Below are 15665 nucleotides of genomic sequence, written 5' to 3'. Positions count from 1 at the left end.
ACGCGAGTTCCTCGCTCAGGGGGAGAGGATGCTCACACGCCGGGCTTGTCCGCATCGGCGTAGGACGTCACGACGGAGACGTTGAGCGGGAAGTCGACCGCGACGTGCCGGAAGAGCAGGGCGCCGGCCTTCGCGGCCGCGTCGACGACCTCGCGGGTGACGGCCTCGGCGAGGTCGGCCGGGGCGTGCACGACGACCTCGTCGTGCAGGAAGAAGACGAGGTGCGGCCGGGCGTCCAGCGGTCCGGTGGCACCGAGCTCCCACAGCCGGTTGCGGATCTCGGCGATCCAGCACAGCGCCCACTCGGCGCCGGTGCCCTGGACCACGAAGTTGCGGGTGAACCGGCCGTACGCACGGCGGTGGCGGTCCTGCTGGTCGAGGTCGGCGGGCGGTGCGTCGGGCGACTCGTCCCACGACCCGCCCAGCGCCGGGCAGCCCCGCCCCAGCAGCGTGCGCACGACCTGCCCGCGCTCGCCCGCTCGGGCCGCCTCCTCGACGAGGCCGAAGGCGTGCGGGTAGCGGCGCGTCAGCCCCGCCACCATCCGCCCGCTCTCACCGCTGGTCGCGCCGTACATCGCGCCGAGCAGGCCGATCTTGGCGTCCTGGCGCGTCGCGACGGCGCCGGCGTCGACCATGCCCTGGTAGAGATCGGCGCCGCGGGCGGCTCGGGCCAGCTCGCGGTCGCCGCTCATCCCCGCGAGCACCCGCGGCTCGAGCTGCGCCACGTCGGCCACGACGAGGACCCACCCGTCGTCGGCGACCGCGGCGGAGCGCACCTGGACCGGGAACGACAGCGCACCACCGCCGTTGGACGACCAGCGGCCCGTCGCCGAGCCGGCGGGCTGGTACGACGGCCGGAACCGACCGCCGCTGACCCACTGGTCGATCCAGGCCCACCCGTTGTTCTGGAAGAGGTGCGCCAGCTGCTTGTAGCGCAGCAGCGGCTCCACGACCGGGTGCTCGACCCGCCGGAGCGTCGAGGCCCGGGTGTCGGGCACCTCGACCTCCGCCCGGCGCAACGCCGCCAGCAGCTCGGGCCGGGAGTCGGGGTTGAGCGAGGGCGCGCCGAGGAGCCGGCGTACGTCGTCGGTGAGCTCCCCGAGCAGCCGCGGGCGGGCGCCGCGCGGCGGGCGTGGGCCGAGCCGATCGGTGAGCAGCCGCTCGTGCACGTCGACGCGCCAGGGCACGCCGGCGTACGTCATCTCGGCCGCCGCGAGGGCGCCGGCCGACTCTGCCGCCAGCAGCAGGCGGAGCCGCGTCGTGTCGGACGAGGCCGCGACCGCCGCCAGCTGGCGGGCGTCCTCGACGTCGGCGCGCAGGTGCTCGGCGGCGTCGTCGACGCTGAAGAGCGCCGGATCGGTCGCGACCGCGGGGCCGAGGTGGTCCCAGTGCCCGGAGTCCTCGCCCTCCAGCAACCGGGCGTCGACCGCCGGTGACCGTCGCAGCAGGGTGTGGCACAGCCGCAGGTCGTGGCAGCGCCGCACCCGGACACCGGCCGCGAGGAGCGGGGGATACCAGCGCGCCGTGTCGTCCCACACCCAGCGCGGACCGTCGGCGGCCTCCCGGTCGCGCACGAGCCCGGGGAGTGCGGCGAGCGCGACCTCGCTCCGCCCGGCGCCGTCGGTGACGAGCACGCGCTCGCCCGGCAGGCGGGAGAGCTGGACCCGGGTCATGGGCACAGCCTCGCGGACGGCACCGACGACGGGGTCGCCACCGCGCCGGATGCCGGGTCGCCTTGCCCGTCCCGGAAGATGGTGCCGTGCTGCACCGACATCCGTTCCTCAGCCTGCTGACCCTGCTCTACCTCGGGTTCGTGGGTCTCGTGACGCTGACCCCGGGCGACGGCCAGCCCGACTACATGGACCTGGCGCAGCGGATCCTGACCCGCCTCGAGCGCTATCCCGACCTCGATCCGCTGACCAGCCGGCTGAGCGTCGAGCGGATCGAGTTCCTGGCCAACGTGGGACTGTTCGTGCCGCTCGGCGTCTTCCTGCTCCTGCTGGTGGGGTCGCGGCTGTGGCTGGTCGCGCTCGCCGCCGGCATCGTGCTGACGTCCATGATCGAGAACGTCCAGCGCTCGATCCCCGGCCGCGTGTCCGACCCGCGCGACGTCGCTGCCAACTCGATCGGCATGTTCATCGGCATCGGTCTCGCGCTGGTGCTGACGCTGCCCGCCTCGCTGCGGCGGCGACGCGAGCGGGCGGCCCGCCGGGCGGCCGGCCAGTAGTCAGGAGCGGAGGGTCCGCCCCCACGCGCGGGCGCGCTCGACCTCGCCCTCCAGGAGCGGCCCGGGCGTGCCCTCGACGTAGAACGACTCGCTGTCGACGACGTGCCCGAGGTGCTTGTGGGACACCGTGCGCGCCGCGCCGCGGGCGGCCGAGCCCGGCAGCCGCCGGACCGCGGCAGCCCGGGTGTCGAACGTCGCGACGTCCAGGCCCGGGACCGTGGTGAGCGCGGCGAGCCACTCCCGGATGCCGGTCTCCTCGTGACTCGGCTCGCCGCCCTGGTCGACCGCGTCGTGGCGGGTGGTCGCGCGGGTCATCCCGAACGCGTGCGTGGGGCCGCCGACCACCAGCAGGTCGACGTCGCCGGGGATGGCGGTTGGAGCCTTGCCGACATCGACCACCTCCACGGGTCCGTCGATGCCGTCGGCGACCGCCCGGGCGACGGTCTCGGTGTTGCCCCAGAAGGACTCGTAGACGACGAGCGTGGTCATGGCTGGCTCCTCGGTTCGGTGGTGGCGGTGTGGGTGTGGGTGTAGGTGAAGGTCGAGAGCCACCGGGCGGCGAGCAAGCTGCTCGCGGCGAGCAGCAGGAGGCTGGGCCCGGCGTCGGGACCGAGGTGGACCTCGGTCGAGGTGACGAGGGCGAGCACCGGGCCGGCCCAGAGGGCGGTGAACAGGGTGACGATCTTGATCAGCGCGACGACGGCGAGCGGGGGACCGGCCGGGCGGCCGCGCAGGAGCAGCACGCCCACCGCGACGAGCGCGGGGAGCACGATGGTCAGGTCGAGCCAGAAGACCGGGTAGGGCGTGCCGCCGACGCCCTCGGGCTCGGGGTGGGCGCCGCCCAGTGCGAACGGCAGGAGGGTGGACAGCCACAGCGCGGCGAACAGCACGCCGGTGACCACCAGCATCCAGCCGGTGCCCCGCACCAGCCGTGGCGACGCGCTGCCGGCCGGGACGTGGTCGACCGCCACGCGCACCAGCCCGGTCGCCAGGCCGGCGACGGACAGCGCCACGATGACGACGTACGCCAGGAAGGCGCGGTTCATCGGCACGCCCGTGACGTAGATGAGGTAGCTGTAGGCCAGGTAGCCGAGGAGTCCGAGACGGCCGAGGTCGGCGGCGGGGGTGAGCACCGGTCGGCGGACCAGCCACAGGAGCAGGACGGCCACGACGATGCTGCACGCGTCCTGCGCGCGGGCGCCGAGGACGGTGGCCTCCGGCAGCGAGCGGTACGGCGACTCCGCGAGGAGGCCGTAGAGCGATGACGCGACGACCGCGACCGCCAGCACCAGCGTGCACCACAGGACGCCTGGCCTCCGCGCGACACCGCTTCGCGTCAGGACGCCGACGGGCCGCGGGACGATGGATGGCGGAGGCGTCGTCGGGGGACCGGTGAGGGCAGGCCAGTCGGCGCGCGCCGCGGGGACCAGCAGGGCGAGCGCGGGGACGCTCCAGAGCCACACCCCGAAGCCGAAGGCCATCAGCAGGACGTGGAAGGCGATCACCCCGACCCAGCCGATGCGGGCCGCGCGGCCGCCACGGAGGAGCAGCAGCCCGAGGGCCAGCTCGCCGGCGGCCAGCAGCAGGAACCACGCGTAGGGGTGCGGCATGACGAGGTCGCGCCACGTGGTGGTGACGAAGGGCCAGAAGGCGCCGTCGGCGAAGGAACGGTAGGTCTGCGGGTCCGCGGCGACGATGCCGGCGTTGATGCCGCCCATGACGAGGTAGAAGCCGCCGACGAAGCGTCGTACGGACTCGGCGCGGTGCAGGCGGACGGGGGCGTGCAGGCTCGCGCTGCGCTCGATCGTGGTGCTCATCAGGCCACCCGCCTTCCTGCCTCCAGCCTGCTGGTGCCAGGCCGGTCGCGGCAGGGGCGAGGTGCCGCAGCCTCCGGGACCAAGGTCCCGGAGGTGCTGCAGGAAGAAGCAGAAGAACCCCGGGCCCGGGGCCAGGGGTTCTTCGTCTGTGTCCGAGGGGGGACTTGAACCCCCACGCCCTAATACGGGCACTAGCACCTCAAGCTAGCGCGTCTGCCAATTCCGCCACCCGGACGAGTGCTGGAGAACAGTAGCAAAGCAGTTCGGCACCGACGAATCGGGGCTGGTGCTTGCTCGTGGGGCAGGATGGACGGCATGGAACAGGCGCCCAGGGAGAGCTCAGCGGACCGCTCGTACGACCCCGCCGCGGAGGTCGTCGAGCTGTGCCAGGAGCTGATCGGCATCGACACCTCGAACTACGGCAACGACGAGGGGCCGGGGGAGCGGAAGGCCGCCGAGTACGTCGCCACGCTGCTCGACGAGGTCGGCATCGAGAGCCGGATCATCGAGGGCCGCCCCGGCCGCGCCAACGTGGTGGCGCGCTGGGGCGGAGGTGACGGCCGGGCCCCGCTGCTGCTGCACGGGCACCTCGACGTCGTGCCCGCCGAGGCCTCGGACTGGCAGGTCGACCCGTTCGCCGGCGAGATCAAGGACGGCCAGGTCTGGGGCCGTGGCGCGGTCGACATGAAGGACTTCGACGCGATGCTGCTCAGCGTGGTGCGCGCCCGCGCCGCGGCGGGCGCCGCTCCCGACCGTGAGCTGGTGCTCTGCTTCACCGCCGACGAGGAGGCGGGCGGCCACCACGGCGCCGGGATCCTGGTCGACGAGCACGCCGACCTCTTCGCGGACTGCACGGAGGCCGTCGGCGAGGTCGGCGGCTTCTCCGCGACCGTCCGCGGCCGTCGGGTCTACCTCATCGAGGCCGCCGAGAAGGGCATGGCCTGGATGCGCCTCTCCGCCCGCGGCCGCGCCGGGCACGGCTCGATGATCAACGACGACAACGCCGTCACCCGCCTGGCCGGCGCGGTGGCCCGCATCGGCGCCCACGAGTGGCCGGTCCGGCTGACGCCGACGATGGAGGTGCTGCTGGCGACCATCGGCGAGCTCGCCGGCACCGAGGCCACCCCCGACAACGCCGAAGCCCTCGTGGAGGAGTTCGGCGACGCCGCCCGGATGCTCGGCGCGGTCATCCGCAACACCGCCAACCCGACGATGCTCCGCGCGGGCTACAAGACCAACGTCATCCCCACCGACGCACAGGCCACCGTCGACGGGCGCTTCCTGCCGGGCTACGAGGACGAGTTCTTCGCGACCCTGCGCGAGCTCGCCGGCGACGGCATCGACTTCGCGTTCGAGTCCCACCAGCAGCCCTGGGAGACGCCGTACGACGGCGACCTGGTCGACGCGATGACCCGCAGCCTGCTGGCCGAGGACCCCGACGCGCTCGTCGCCCCGTACACGATGAGCGGCGGCACCGACGCCAAGCACTTCCGCAAGCTCGGCATGCGCTCCTACGGCTTCGCGCCGCTGCGGCTGCCCGCCGACCTGGACTTCACCGCCCTCTTCCACGGCGTCGACGAGCGGGTCCCGGTCGACGCGCTCGAGTTCGGCGCCCGGGTCTTCGACCGGTTCCTCGACCAGGTCTAGGCAGGACCAGCCGCACCCTCGGAAGTGTTGCGCACGTCACCGGCGGACACCGGTGAGGGAATGCGCGCGGCTGTGGCACAGTTGTCCCCACGAAGAGCAAGCGTGCTCTGGGGGCGGTGAAATTCCGCACCGGCGGTCACAGTCCGCGACCCGACCACAGCCAGTGGCCGGTTGACCAGGTGGAACTCCTGGACCGACGGTCAAAGTCCGGATGAGAAGCGCACGCAGACGACTCCACGCCCGTCCGGGCGTGCCGCGTCAACCCGCCCCCCATGAGTCCGCGTCGACGGACCGGAGGCGGAGATGACGACCAGCGAGGCAGAGCGCGAGGCGATGCGGCGCGCCCTCGAGCTCGCCGTCACCCCCGGTGTGCCGCTCGGGCCCAACCCGAGGGTCGGGTGCGTCCTGCTGGCCGACGACGGTACGACGATCGCGGAGGGCTTCCACCGCCGGGCCGGCGGTCCGCACGCCGAGGTCGTCGCACTCACCGAGGCCGGGGACGCCGCGCGTGGCGCCACTGCCGTGGTCACCCTCGAGCCGTGCAACCACACCGGACGCACCGGACCGTGCAGCGAGGCGCTGATCGCGGCCGGCGTGCGCCGGGTCGTCTTCGCCCAGCCCGACACCAACCCCGTCGCGATCGGGGGAGCCGGCAGGCTGCGCGAAGCGGGGATCGAGGTCGTCGGCGGGGTCATGGTCGACGAGGCGCGGGCGATCAACCGCACGTGGACCTTCGCCATCGCCCACCAGCGGCCGTTCGTGACGTGGAAGTTCGCCACCACGCTCGACGGGCGCAGCGCCGCGACGGACGGCACCAGTCGCTGGGTCTCGAGCCGCGCGGCCCGCCTCGACACCCACCGGCTGCGCGCGCTGTGTGACACCATGCTCGTCGGCACGAACACCGTCGAGGTCGACGATCCCGAGCTCACCGTGCGGGACGAGGTCGGCGACCCGCTGCCCCACCAACCGCTGCGCGCCGTGATGGGCCTGCGTGACATCCCGGTGGGGCGCCGGGTCTTCAACGACCGTGCCGAGACCATGCAGCTGCGCACCCGCGAGCCCGCTGACGCCCTCGCCACCCTGTTCGCCCTCGACCGCCAGCACGTGTTCCTGGAGGGCGGGCCGACGCTCGCGCGGGCCTTCCTCGAGGCCGACCTGGTCGACGAGGTCGTCGCCTATGTCGCCCCGATGCTGCTCGGCGCGGGCTCCAGCGCGGTGGCCGACCTCGGCATCACCACCATCGCCGACGCCCTGCACCTGCACGTCACCGACGTGGCCGTGCTGCAGGGCCACGACGGCGAGGACACCAACGTGCGCCTCACCATGAGCCGCCCCACCAGGAGGAAGTGAATGTTCACCGGAATCGTCGAGGAGCTCGGAACCGTCGCCGAGGTCACCGACCAGGGCGACGCCATCCGGCTCACCGTCGAGGCGTCCACCGTCCTCGAGGGCACCGGCCTCGGCGACTCGATCTCGGTCAACGGCTGCTGCCTGACCGTCTCCGAGCTGGGGGAGGGTCGTTGGACCGCCGACCTGATGCAGGAGACGCTCGACAAGACCTCGCTGGCCGGCGTCGCAGCCGGCGACCGGGTCAACCTCGAGCGCGCCGTCACCGTCGACAAGCGCCTCGGGGGCCACATCGTCCAGGGCCACGTCGACGGGGTCGGCGAGATCGTCTCCCGCTCGCCCAGCGAGCACTGGGACGTCGTCGAGATCTCCCTGCCCGCCCACCTCGCCCGCTACCTCGTCGACAAGGGCTCGATCACCGTCGACGGCGTCAGCCTGACCGTCGTCGAGGCCCGCGACACCAGCTTCACCGTCAGCCTCATCCCCGAGACCCTCGCCCGGACGACGCTCGGCTCGCGCCGCGTCGGCGACCTGGTCAACCTCGAGGCCGACGTCATCGCCAAGCACGTCGAGAAGCTGCTCGGCGGCTACCTCCCCACCCCCACCTCGACCCCCACCCCGAACAGCAAGGAAGCGTGATGTCCCTCCTCGAATGGCTGATCGACGGCACCATCCCGGTGCCGGGCGGCGAGCTCGGCGCCCGCGAGGTGATCGGCAACCTCTTCGGCCTCGCCAGCGCGATCCTCGGCATGAAGCGCCTCATGTGGGCCTGGCCCATCGGGCTCGTCGGCAACGTCCTGCTCTTCACCGTCTTCGCGACCGGCGAGCTCTCCGGCCACATCGACGAGCCGCTGTGGGGCCAGGCCGGCCGCCAGGTCTTCTTCGCGGTGGTGTCCGTCTACGGCTGGTGGCGCTGGTCGCAGGTCCGCAAGGCCGGTGGTGCCTCCGACGGTGGCGCGATCGCGCCCCGCTGGGCCACCTGGCCCGAGCGCGCCCAGCTCCTCGTGCTCGGTGTGGTCGGCTACGCGGCGGCGTACGTCCTGCTCACCCAGGTGCTCGGCTCCTGGGGCCCGACCACCGAGGCGTGGATCCTCGCCGGCTCGATGCTGGCGACCTACGGCATGGCGCGCGGGTGGGTGGAGTTCTGGCTGGTCTGGATCCTGGTCGACATCGTCGGCGTCACCACGCTCATTCAGGCGGGGTACTACCCGACCGCCGGGATGTACCTCTTCTACGCCGTCTTCGTCGTGATCGGCTTCTTCGTCTGGCTGCGAGCCAGCCGGACGGTCGTCGACACGAGCACGGTCGACGAGAGCGAGGCGATCCCCGCATGAGCGTGCGACTGGATCCCGTCGAGCAGGCGATCGAGGACGTCGCCGCCGGCAAGGCCGTCATCGTCGTCGACGACGAGGACCGCGAGAACGAGGGCGACATCATCTTCGCCGCGGCGAAGGCGACCCCCGAGCTGATGGCGTTCACCATCCGGCACTCCAGCGGCGTGATCTGCGTGCCGATGCCGGGGGAGATGCTCGAGCGGCTCGAGATCCCGCTGATGACCCCGCACAACAAGGACAAGCTGCGCACGGCGTACACGATCTCCGTCGACGCACGCGACGGCGTCTCCACCGGCATCAGCGCCGCGGACCGAGCCCACACCGCGCGCACCCTCGCGGACTCCGCCACCGAGCCGTGGGAGCTGACCCGTCCCGGCCACGTCTTCCCGCTGCGCTACCGCGACGGCGGCGTGCTCGTCCGGCGCGGCCACACCGAGGCGGCCGTCGACCTGGCCAAGCTGGCCGGCCTGACCCCCGCAGGCGTCCTGGTCGAGGTCGTCAACGACGACGGCACCATGAAGCGCGCTCCGGAGCTGCGCGAGTTCGCCGACGAGCACGGCCTGGCGATGATCTCGATCGAGGACCTCGTCCGCTACCGCCGCCGCCACGAGCGGCACGTCGAGCGGGTGGCCGAGACCCGCCTGCCCACCCGGCACGGCGAGTTCACGGCCTACGGCTACCGCATCACCATCGACGACAGCGAGCACGTCGCGCTCGCCTACGGCGACCTCTCGGGCGACGAGCCCGTGCTGACGCGCGTGCACAGCGAGTGCCTGACCGGCGACGTCTTCGGCAGCGAGCGCTGCGACTGCGGCCCGCAGCTCGACGCCGCGCTGGAGGCGATCGTCGCGGAGGGCAGGGGAGTGGTGGTCTACCTCCGCGGCCACGAGGGCCGCGGCATCGGCCTGGTCGCCAAGCTGCAGGCCTACCAGCTCCAGGACGGCGGCCGCGACACCGTCGACGCCAACCTCGACCTCGGCCTGCCCGCCGACGCGCGCCACTACGGCACCGCCACCCAGGTGCTGCGCGACCTCGGCATCTCCTCGGTGCGGCTGATGACCAACAACCCGGACAAGACCGCCAGCCTCGAGGACTTCGGGATCCGGGTGACCGAGCGCGTGCCGCTCGCGCCGCACCCCACCGACCACAACCTGACCTACCTGCAGACCAAGCGCGACCGGATGGGGCACGAGCTGCCCGACCTCGCGCTGGACCACCAGGCCGAGCACGAGACGAATGCAGGAGAGCACGCATGAGCGGAGCCGGAGCCCCCACCTCGCAGCCCTTCGACGCCAGCAACCTGAGGGTCGCGGTCGTCGCCGCGAGCTGGCACACCCAGGTCATGGACGGCCTCGTCGGCGGCGCCGAGCGGGCGCTGGCGGCGTACGGCATCGCCGAGCCGCAGGTGATCCGGGTGCCGGGCACCTTCGAGCTGCCCGTCGTCGCGGCGGCGCTCGCGCATGCCGGGTACGACGCCGTGGTGGCGCTCGGGGTGGTCATCCGCGGGGGCACCCCGCACTTCGACTACGTCTGCTCGGCCGCGACCGACGGGCTGACCCAGGTCAGCGTCGACCACGCGATCCCCGTCGGCTTCGGCGTGCTCACCTGCGACACCGAGGAGCAGGCCCTCGACCGGGCGGGGCTCGAGGGCTCCGCCGAGGACAAGGGCTGGGAAGCCACGGCGGCCGCGCTCGACACCGCGCGTGTGGTGCACGCCATCCGCGGCTGAACGGCACCCGGACAGGGTCCGGGCGCGTGTGCCTCGGCAACTAGGGTGGTGCCCGTGAAGACGTTCGAGGACCTGTGGGCGGAGCTGTCCACCAAGGCCGCGGAGCGCCCTGAGGGGTCCGGCACCGTCAAGCAGCTCGACGCCGGCGTCCATGCCATCGGCAAGAAGCTGCTGGAGGAGGCCGCCGAGTCCTGGATGGCCGCCGAGCACGAGGGCAAGGATGCGACGGCGCTGGAGATCAGCCAGCTGCTCTACCACGCCCAGGTGCTGATGCTCGCCTCCGGACTGACCCTCGACGACGTCTACGCCCACCTGTGAGTGAGAGATGACCCTCCGCATCGCCGTCCCCAACAAGGGGTCGCTGTCCCAGTCCGCCACCGAGATCCTGCGTGAGTCCGGCTACCGCCAGCGGACCGACGCCAAGGAGCTGGCGCTCGTCGACGCCGAGAACGACGTCGAGTTCTTCTACCTGCGCCCGCGCGACATCGCGCTCTACGTCGGTGAGGGCACGCTCGACGTCGGCATCACCGGCCGCGACCTGCTGCTCGACTCCGGGGCGAAGGCCGACGAGGTGATGAGCCTCGGCTTCGGCCGTTCGCGCTTCCACTTCGCCGGCCCCACCGGGCGCTACTCCTCGCTGGAGGACCTCGCCGGCCTGCGGATCGCGACGTCGTACGTCGGCGTGGTCGAGGACCACTTGTTCCGGCACGGCGTCGACGCGACCGTGACCCGCCTCGACGGCGCGGTCGAGACCAGCATCCAGCTCGGCGTCGCCGACGTGATCGCCGACGTCGTCGAGACCGGCTCCACGCTCCGCGCGGCCGGGCTCGCCACCTTCGGCGACGTCATCCTCGAGTCCGAGGCCGTGCTCATCACGCGGGGTGGCGAGGTGCCCGACGACTTCGAGATCTTCCGTCGTCGCATCGAGGGCGTCCTGGTCGCGCGGAGCTACGTGATGATGGACTACGACATCGAGGAGACGAACCTCGACCGGGCGACCGAGCTGGCCCCGGGCCGCGAGGGGCCGACCATCTCGCCGCTGGGCAAGGCCGGCTGGGTCGCGGTCCGCGTGATGGTGCCGCGCTCGGGCTCGCAGCGGCTGATGGACGACCTCTACTCGATCGGGGCGCGCGCCATCCTGCTCACGGACATCCATGCCTGCCGCCTCTGAGAGCAGCCTGCCGTCGTTGCCGCACACCTGGCGGCCCCTCGGCGTCCGCATCGCCGTCCTCGGCTTCGGGCTGATGCTCGTGGTCGTCTGCGCGGCCGCCTGGTTCGGCTTCGACGAGTCGGTGCGCGACCGGTTCAGCCTCCTCCAGCGGTCCACGGTCCTGCTGTTCGGGGCCGGGGCCGCGCTCTGCGGGTGGGCGCTGGCGCGGGCCCGCGTGACCGCGGAGATGGAGGCGCTGGTCGTGGTCAACGGCTTCAGGACCCGCGAGCTGGAGTGGGCGGAGGTCCTCGCCATCCACCTCCCCGAGGGTGCCCCGTGGGCGACCCTCGACCTCGCCGACGGCACCACGATCTCCGCGATGGCCTTCCAGGGGTCCGACGGCAGGAGGGCCGTCGACGGCGTCCGTGCGGTGCGGGCGCTGATCGACCGGGAGACCGGCGACCGCTAGCCCGTCGGACGCCGCGTCAGAGGGCCTGGATGCCCCACGAGACCGACAGCTCGTCACCCGCCGACCCTGCTGGTGCGAGGACGGCCAGGTCCGTGCCGGAGTTGAAGGCGTCCGCGGGCGCGGTCATCGGCTCGATCGCGATGCCGGTGCGGGAGCCGGGCGGGGTGAAGACCTGCAGCCACCGGTGGTGCTCGTCCACCCACAGCGCGACGCCGCGGCCCGTCCCCGGGTCGACCAAGGTGGTGGTGGCACGGCCGTCCTCGTGGACCAGGGATCCGAAGCCCGCGTCGATCTCGAGGTCCCCGATGCGGCGGGGTGAGGTGAAGTCGTGGTCGCCGGACACCGGTTCGGTGCCCGTGGGCAGCAGCCGGTCGTCCACCACGACGCGCTCGCGGGCCGGCAGGCGCAGCTCCAGGTCATCGATCACGGCACCCACCCGCAGGTAGGGGTGCGCCCCGCTGGCGTACGGCGCCGGCTCGGGGGCGAGGTTGGTTGCGGTCTGGGTGACGACCAGCCCCTCGGCGCTGAGGTCGTACAGCACGAGGAGGTCGACGGCCCACGGGTAGCCCGACTGCGCCATCACCCGGTAGACCAGCGACACGGAGGTCGCGGTGTGCTCCTCGACGGTCCACGCGGCCCAGCGGGCGAGGCCGTGGGACGCGTTGTGGGTGCCCGGGTCGGTCAGCCCGAGCTGGAGGTCCTTGCCCCCGAACGAGTAGCGCCCGTCGCGGATCCGGTTCGGCCACGGCACCAGGAGCTGGCCGCGGCCCTTCGGCGACATCTCGTGCTCGTCGAAGCCGTCGACCAGGTCACGGCCGTGGTGGCTCAGCGCGCGCAGCGCCGCACCGCTCTCGGTCACCACGGCGGCGTAGCCGGCCGCGGCGATCTCGTACTGCTCCCCGCTCGGAAGGACCATGCCGGCCACCCTAGACACCCGGCGCGCTCCTCAGTCGGTCGCGACGACCACGTCGGCGTGGGCGCGGGTGCGGTGGCGCGCGAAGAGGTCCTGCTCGTCGAGCCGCCACTGCTGCCAGTGCGGACGCATCGCCTCGCCGTCGCGCGCGATCCCGCGCTCCAGGCGGAGGGCCGAGTGGGCCTCCACCCACACCAGCACCCCGACCAGGCGCGCGATCGCCGGGGACCACGAGCCGACCCCCTCGAGGACGAGCAGGCCGCCCGGCTCGACGGTGTGCGTCTCGGCCCAGTCGTCGGCGTACCAGTCCCACCGGACCCACTCACCCGGCTCGCCGGCTGCGAGCGGGGCCAGCAGCGCCTCGATGGTGGCGGCCAGCCCGGGGAGGCCCCGCCACCCGTGCAGGAGCTCGTCGCAGTGCACCACCTCCGCACCCGGTACGACGGCGGCGAGCGCCTCGGCGAGCGTGGTCTTGCCGGACCCGGCGGGCCCGTCGACGCAGACCAGCCGACCCGGGCCGAGCGTCGGGGGACCGGCCAGCACCCGATCGGCGACCGAGGCCGCGACGACGGCTGGGTCAGAAGGCACGGTCGCAGCCGCGGTAGGACGGCACCACGTCGGTGACCGTCTCGCCGCGGACCAGGTGCACGTCGCGGACGTGCTCGAACAGCTCGCCGGACTTGGCGTGCCGGAACCACACCAGGTCGCCGATCGCGAGCAGTGCCGCGGGGTGGCCGGTCAGGGGCGTCTGGACCTCGCCGGCGCCCTCGAGCCCGGTCAGGTGCAGGCCGGGCGGGGCCCACGGGACCGGCGAGCGGTCCTCGCCCGTCGCGCCGCTCGCGATCAGTCCGCCGCCGTGGACGGTGGCCATGGTCGGCGTGGGCTTGCGGGTGACCCGCAGCCCGAAGTAGGCAGCCGGTCGCGGCTCGAACGACGCGTAGTGGTCGAAGATGCCGGGCACCAGCAGGCCGGAGCCGGCGGCGATCTCGGTGACCGCGCCGTCGGCGGCCGTGGCCTCGACCGACCCGGAGCCCCCGCCGTTCCAGAACTCCAGCTCCGCCACCTCGGCCAGCGCCTCGGCGATCTCACGGCGGCGCACCTCGAGCTGCGCCATCGAGGCCTGCTTGAGACGGCGTACGAGCAGGGACTTGGTGCGCTGGTCGGGCACGTCGTCCTGCACGCCGGCGACCTGGCCCTCGTACGTCATCACGCCGACGAGGCGGAAGCCCTCGCGCTCGACCACCTTGCGGGCCATCGCGACGACGTCGCCGGTGTCGAAGAGGGGTGAGCGCTTCGGGCCGATGTGCTGACCGCCGAGGCGCAGGCCCGCGTCGAGGTCGAGGGCGATCCGGATCGGGACCGCACGCGAGGCGCGGGTGGCGTCGACCAGGTCGAGGTGCACGGGGTCGTCGACCATCAAGGTGATCGCGGCCGCCGCGGACGGCGACGCCGTGAGCCGCGCGAGCGCCGCGCTGTCGACGGTCGGGTAGGCCACCACGATGTCGTCGCTGACGCCGGTCTCGTGGAGCCACAGCGCCTCGGCCAGGGTGAAGGCGAGCACGCCGGCGAACCCGTCGTGCGCCAGTGCCCGCTCGATCAGCGCGGGCACCCGCAGCGACTTCGAGGCCACCCGGACGGGCTTGCCACCGGCCCGGCGGACGAGGTCGTCGGCGTTGGCGTCGAAGGCGTCGAGGTCGACCACGGCGATCGGGGTGGCCGGCTGCTCGGGCAGGGCGTCGAGGGCGGCGTTGAGCCGCGACCACAGACGGTTGCGGTCGACGAAGTGGTCGCTCACTCGATGCCCCGCTTCCTCAGCATCGCCTCGATGTCGGCCATGTCGTCGTCGATCGGCGAGCCGCCGGGCTGCTTCGCCGACGTCGGCGGGAGCTCCTGGCGACCCTTCGACGCCGTGCCCGTGCCGGACTGCGCACGACCGAGCTGGCGGTCGCGGATGAAGCCGCTGACGACCCAGAGCACGAGCGCGAGCCCCGCGAGCCCCACGCCGGCCCAGGTGCGGACGTCGAAGACCAGTCCGGTGGCCCAGTCGGTGACCGATCCGGCGATCTCGACCACCATCTCGAGGGTGCCGGTGAGCCAGGCGGCGGCGGGCAGGAGCGTGAAGCCCATGGCGCGCAGGCCGTTCGCGGCGCCCCGTCGGCGGAACGCGATCCACGTCCAGATGGCACCCGCGACGGTGAGTGCGGCGGTCAGTGCGGCCCAGGTAGTCCCTTCCACGGCCCCAGAGTCCCACAACGGTCCACGCGTCCGGGACAATGGCACACGTGCAGCACGACACCCATGACCGCGACGCGGAGCCGCTGGTGCGGACCATCCCCGATCCCGGCTTCTCGGACGACACCGGAGCCGGCGACCCGGTCGTCGCCGGCGTCCTCGCCGACCACGCCGCCGGGCACGTGACCTCGGGTCGGGTGCTGTCGGCGCTCCAGGGCGCCCGCCTGCTCGTGCCGGTCGTCGCCATCCTCGGCGAGGTCGAGCTCGACGAGGACGGCCTGGCGCACGACAAGTCCTCCGACATGGCGGCGGTGCTCGTCCGGGCGGCCGACGGCAGCACCGGGCTGCTCGCCTTCACCTCGACGGCGACCATGGCCCGGTGGGACCCGCAGGCCCGTCCGGTGCCGGTGACCCTGGCGACCGCGGCCACCGCGGCGGTCCAGGACGGCGCAGAGGCGCTGCTCGTCGACCTCGCCGGCCCGGCGTCGTACGTCGTGGACGGTGAGGACCTGACCCGCCTCGCGGCCGGCTGGCGGCTGGTCGCCGTGGGGGAGGGCCACGGCTGGATTGGCCCCTCGGCGGAATGATCGGCTAATCTTCGGTGTTGACCGATCAGTGCCGCCACAGCTACACGGCGACACAGATCCCGCCAAGCGGAGTCGAGCAGCACCCGTCTCCCACCCGCACCGATCGCCCAGCACCACAGATCGTCGGGTCCAGGTCCCAGTGACGCAGCCGTCGAGAGACGGCTGCGGGCAGAGGTCTCCCCGGCAGGGGCGACGAGTTCTGACTGGCTCCCG

The 15665-nt window shown here is 73.1% G+C and carries 18 protein-coding genes, 1 tRNA gene and 1 riboswitch; of the genes, 11 read left to right on the top strand and 8 right to left on the bottom strand.

Annotated features, from left to right (window positions below; translation table 11 throughout):
* Positions 1–32 precede the first annotated feature (32 nt).
* The gene (locus tag ACE3QY_RS18855) at positions 33–1673 is read right to left on the bottom strand and encodes a bifunctional 3'-5' exonuclease/DNA polymerase (RefSeq protein ID WP_374457592.1); all 1641 of its coding nucleotides are present in this window, start codon (positions 1671–1673) and stop codon (positions 33–35) included.
* A gap of 86 nt (positions 1674–1759) precedes the next feature.
* On the opposite strand from ACE3QY_RS18855, the gene ACE3QY_RS18850 reads away from it, so the two are divergent.
* Entirely contained in the window at positions 1760–2227 is a 468-nt protein-coding gene (locus tag ACE3QY_RS18850) for a VanZ family protein (RefSeq protein WP_374457591.1), read from the top strand.
* On the opposite strand, the gene ACE3QY_RS18845 is transcribed toward ACE3QY_RS18850, so the two are convergent.
* The 3 genes from ACE3QY_RS18845 to ACE3QY_RS18835 all read right to left on the bottom strand — a co-directional run bounded on the left by ACE3QY_RS18845 (position 2228) and on the right by ACE3QY_RS18835 (position 4279).
* Positions 2228–2716, bottom strand: coding sequence for a flavodoxin family protein (locus ACE3QY_RS18845; protein WP_374457590.1), 489 nt, complete (start codon positions 2714–2716; stop codon positions 2228–2230).
* Positions 2713–4044, bottom strand: a complete 1332-nt coding sequence (locus tag ACE3QY_RS18840) for a hypothetical protein (RefSeq protein ID WP_374457589.1) — start codon at positions 4042–4044, stop codon at positions 2713–2715. The genes ACE3QY_RS18845 and ACE3QY_RS18840 overlap by 4 nt, the downstream gene beginning before the upstream one ends.
* A gap of 149 nt (positions 4045–4193) precedes the next feature.
* Positions 4194–4279: transfer RNA gene (locus ACE3QY_RS18835), tRNA-Leu, on the bottom strand.
* A gap of 80 nt (positions 4280–4359) precedes the next feature.
* Here ACE3QY_RS18835 and ACE3QY_RS18830 point away from each other — a divergent pair.
* The 9 genes from ACE3QY_RS18830 to ACE3QY_RS18790 all read left to right on the top strand — a co-directional run bounded on the left by ACE3QY_RS18830 (position 4360) and on the right by ACE3QY_RS18790 (position 11720).
* On the top strand, positions 4360–5691 hold the full coding sequence (locus ACE3QY_RS18830) for a M20/M25/M40 family metallo-hydrolase (RefSeq protein ID WP_374457588.1): 1332 nt from the start codon (positions 4360–4362) through the stop codon (positions 5689–5691).
* A gap of 98 nt (positions 5692–5789) precedes the next feature.
* Positions 5790–5919, top strand: a riboswitch (FMN riboswitch).
* 75 nt (positions 5920–5994) lie between these two features.
* Complete coding sequence (ribD, locus tag ACE3QY_RS18825; RefSeq protein WP_374457587.1) at positions 5995–7041, top strand: bifunctional diaminohydroxyphosphoribosylaminopyrimidine deaminase/5-amino-6-(5-phosphoribosylamino)uracil reductase RibD; 1047 nt, start codon at positions 5995–5997, stop codon at positions 7039–7041.
* Positions 7042–7677 carry a riboflavin synthase gene (locus ACE3QY_RS18820; protein WP_374457586.1) on the top strand — a complete coding sequence of 212 codons (636 nt, stop codon included), beginning with the start codon at positions 7042–7044 and terminating at the stop codon, positions 7675–7677.
* Entirely contained in the window at positions 7674–8372 is a 699-nt protein-coding gene (pnuC, locus tag ACE3QY_RS18815; protein WP_374457585.1) for a nicotinamide riboside transporter PnuC, read from the top strand. Before ACE3QY_RS18820 ends, pnuC begins: the two co-directional genes overlap by 4 nt.
* Positions 8369–9628 (top strand): bifunctional 3,4-dihydroxy-2-butanone-4-phosphate synthase/GTP cyclohydrolase II, encoded by a 1260-nt coding sequence (locus ACE3QY_RS18810; protein WP_374457584.1) that lies wholly within the window; start codon positions 8369–8371, stop codon positions 9626–9628. The genes pnuC and ACE3QY_RS18810 overlap by 4 nt, the downstream gene beginning before the upstream one ends.
* Positions 9625–10101 (top strand): 6,7-dimethyl-8-ribityllumazine synthase, encoded by a 477-nt coding sequence (gene ribH / locus ACE3QY_RS18805; RefSeq protein ID WP_374457583.1) that lies wholly within the window; start codon positions 9625–9627, stop codon positions 10099–10101. The genes ACE3QY_RS18810 and ribH overlap by 4 nt, the downstream gene beginning before the upstream one ends.
* Positions 10102–10155: 54 nt before the next feature.
* The gene (locus ACE3QY_RS18800) at positions 10156–10419 is read left to right on the top strand and encodes a phosphoribosyl-ATP diphosphatase (protein WP_374457582.1); all 264 of its coding nucleotides are present in this window, start codon (positions 10156–10158) and stop codon (positions 10417–10419) included.
* A 7-nt stretch (positions 10420–10426) separates the two neighbouring features.
* Positions 10427–11272, top strand: coding sequence for an ATP phosphoribosyltransferase (hisG, locus tag ACE3QY_RS18795; RefSeq protein WP_374457581.1), 846 nt, complete (start codon positions 10427–10429; stop codon positions 11270–11272).
* On the top strand, positions 11256–11720 hold the full coding sequence (locus ACE3QY_RS18790; RefSeq protein WP_374457580.1) for a PH domain-containing protein: 465 nt from the start codon (positions 11256–11258) through the stop codon (positions 11718–11720). Before hisG ends, ACE3QY_RS18790 begins: the two co-directional genes overlap by 17 nt.
* A gap of 16 nt (positions 11721–11736) precedes the next feature.
* On the opposite strand, the gene ACE3QY_RS18785 is transcribed toward ACE3QY_RS18790, so the two are convergent.
* The 4 genes from ACE3QY_RS18785 to ACE3QY_RS18770 are packed head-to-tail and all read right to left on the bottom strand — an operon-like array spanning position 11737 to position 14868.
* Positions 11737–12636: an aldose 1-epimerase family protein gene (locus ACE3QY_RS18785; protein WP_374457579.1), complete on the bottom strand. Its 900-nt coding sequence runs from the start codon at positions 12634–12636 to the stop codon at positions 11737–11739.
* Between the two features lie 30 nt (positions 12637–12666).
* Entirely contained in the window at positions 12667–13221 is a 555-nt protein-coding gene (locus ACE3QY_RS18780; RefSeq protein ID WP_374457578.1) for a 4-amino-4-deoxy-L-arabinose transferase, read from the bottom strand.
* Positions 13211–14428: an amino acid deaminase/aldolase gene (locus ACE3QY_RS18775; protein WP_374457577.1), complete on the bottom strand. Its 1218-nt coding sequence runs from the start codon at positions 14426–14428 to the stop codon at positions 13211–13213. The genes ACE3QY_RS18780 and ACE3QY_RS18775 overlap by 11 nt, the downstream gene beginning before the upstream one ends.
* On the bottom strand, positions 14425–14868 hold the full coding sequence (locus ACE3QY_RS18770) for a hypothetical protein (protein WP_374457576.1): 444 nt from the start codon (positions 14866–14868) through the stop codon (positions 14425–14427). Before ACE3QY_RS18770 ends, ACE3QY_RS18775 begins: the two co-directional genes overlap by 4 nt.
* A 47-nt stretch (positions 14869–14915) precedes the next feature.
* Here ACE3QY_RS18770 and ACE3QY_RS18765 point away from each other — a divergent pair, with 47 nt between their 5' ends.
* Positions 14916–15452: an SseB family protein gene (locus ACE3QY_RS18765; protein ID WP_374457575.1), complete on the top strand. Its 537-nt coding sequence runs from the start codon at positions 14916–14918 to the stop codon at positions 15450–15452.
* The last annotated feature ends 213 nt before the right edge of the window (positions 15453–15665 follow it).

This window comes from Nocardioides sp., assembly GCF_041913365.1.
Taxonomy (GTDB): Bacteria; Actinomycetota; Actinomycetes; order Propionibacteriales; family Nocardioidaceae; genus Nocardioides.
Note: the sequence above shows the minus strand (reverse complement) of the source record. Positions and strands in the feature narration are given on the sequence as shown.

Excerpts from the sequence above, each read along its gene's own strand:
- ACE3QY_RS18855 (WP_374457592.1), bottom strand. The coding sequence starts at position 1,673 with ATGACCCGGGTCCAGCTCTCCCGCCTGCCGGGCGAGCGCGTGCTCGTC.
- ACE3QY_RS18845 (WP_374457590.1), bottom strand. The coding sequence starts at position 2,716 with ATGACCACGCTCGTCGTCTACGAGTCCTTCTGGGGCAACACCGAGACC.
- ACE3QY_RS18840 (WP_374457589.1), bottom strand. The coding sequence starts at position 4,044 with ATGAGCACCACGATCGAGCGCAGCGCGAGCCTGCACGCCCCCGTCCGC.
- ACE3QY_RS18830 (WP_374457588.1), top strand. The coding sequence starts at position 4,360 with ATGGAACAGGCGCCCAGGGAGAGCTCAGCGGACCGCTCGTACGACCCC.
- ribD (WP_374457587.1), top strand. The coding sequence starts at position 5,995 with ATGACGACCAGCGAGGCAGAGCGCGAGGCGATGCGGCGCGCCCTCGAG.
- ACE3QY_RS18820 (WP_374457586.1), top strand. The coding sequence starts at position 7,042 with ATGTTCACCGGAATCGTCGAGGAGCTCGGAACCGTCGCCGAGGTCACC.
- ACE3QY_RS18810 (WP_374457584.1), top strand. The coding sequence starts at position 8,369 with ATGAGCGTGCGACTGGATCCCGTCGAGCAGGCGATCGAGGACGTCGCC.
- ribH (WP_374457583.1), top strand. The coding sequence starts at position 9,625 with ATGAGCGGAGCCGGAGCCCCCACCTCGCAGCCCTTCGACGCCAGCAAC.
- hisG (WP_374457581.1), top strand. The coding sequence starts at position 10,427 with ATGACCCTCCGCATCGCCGTCCCCAACAAGGGGTCGCTGTCCCAGTCC.
- ACE3QY_RS18790 (WP_374457580.1), top strand. The coding sequence starts at position 11,256 with ATGCCTGCCGCCTCTGAGAGCAGCCTGCCGTCGTTGCCGCACACCTGG.
- ACE3QY_RS18785 (WP_374457579.1), bottom strand. The coding sequence starts at position 12,636 with ATGGTCCTTCCGAGCGGGGAGCAGTACGAGATCGCCGCGGCCGGCTAC.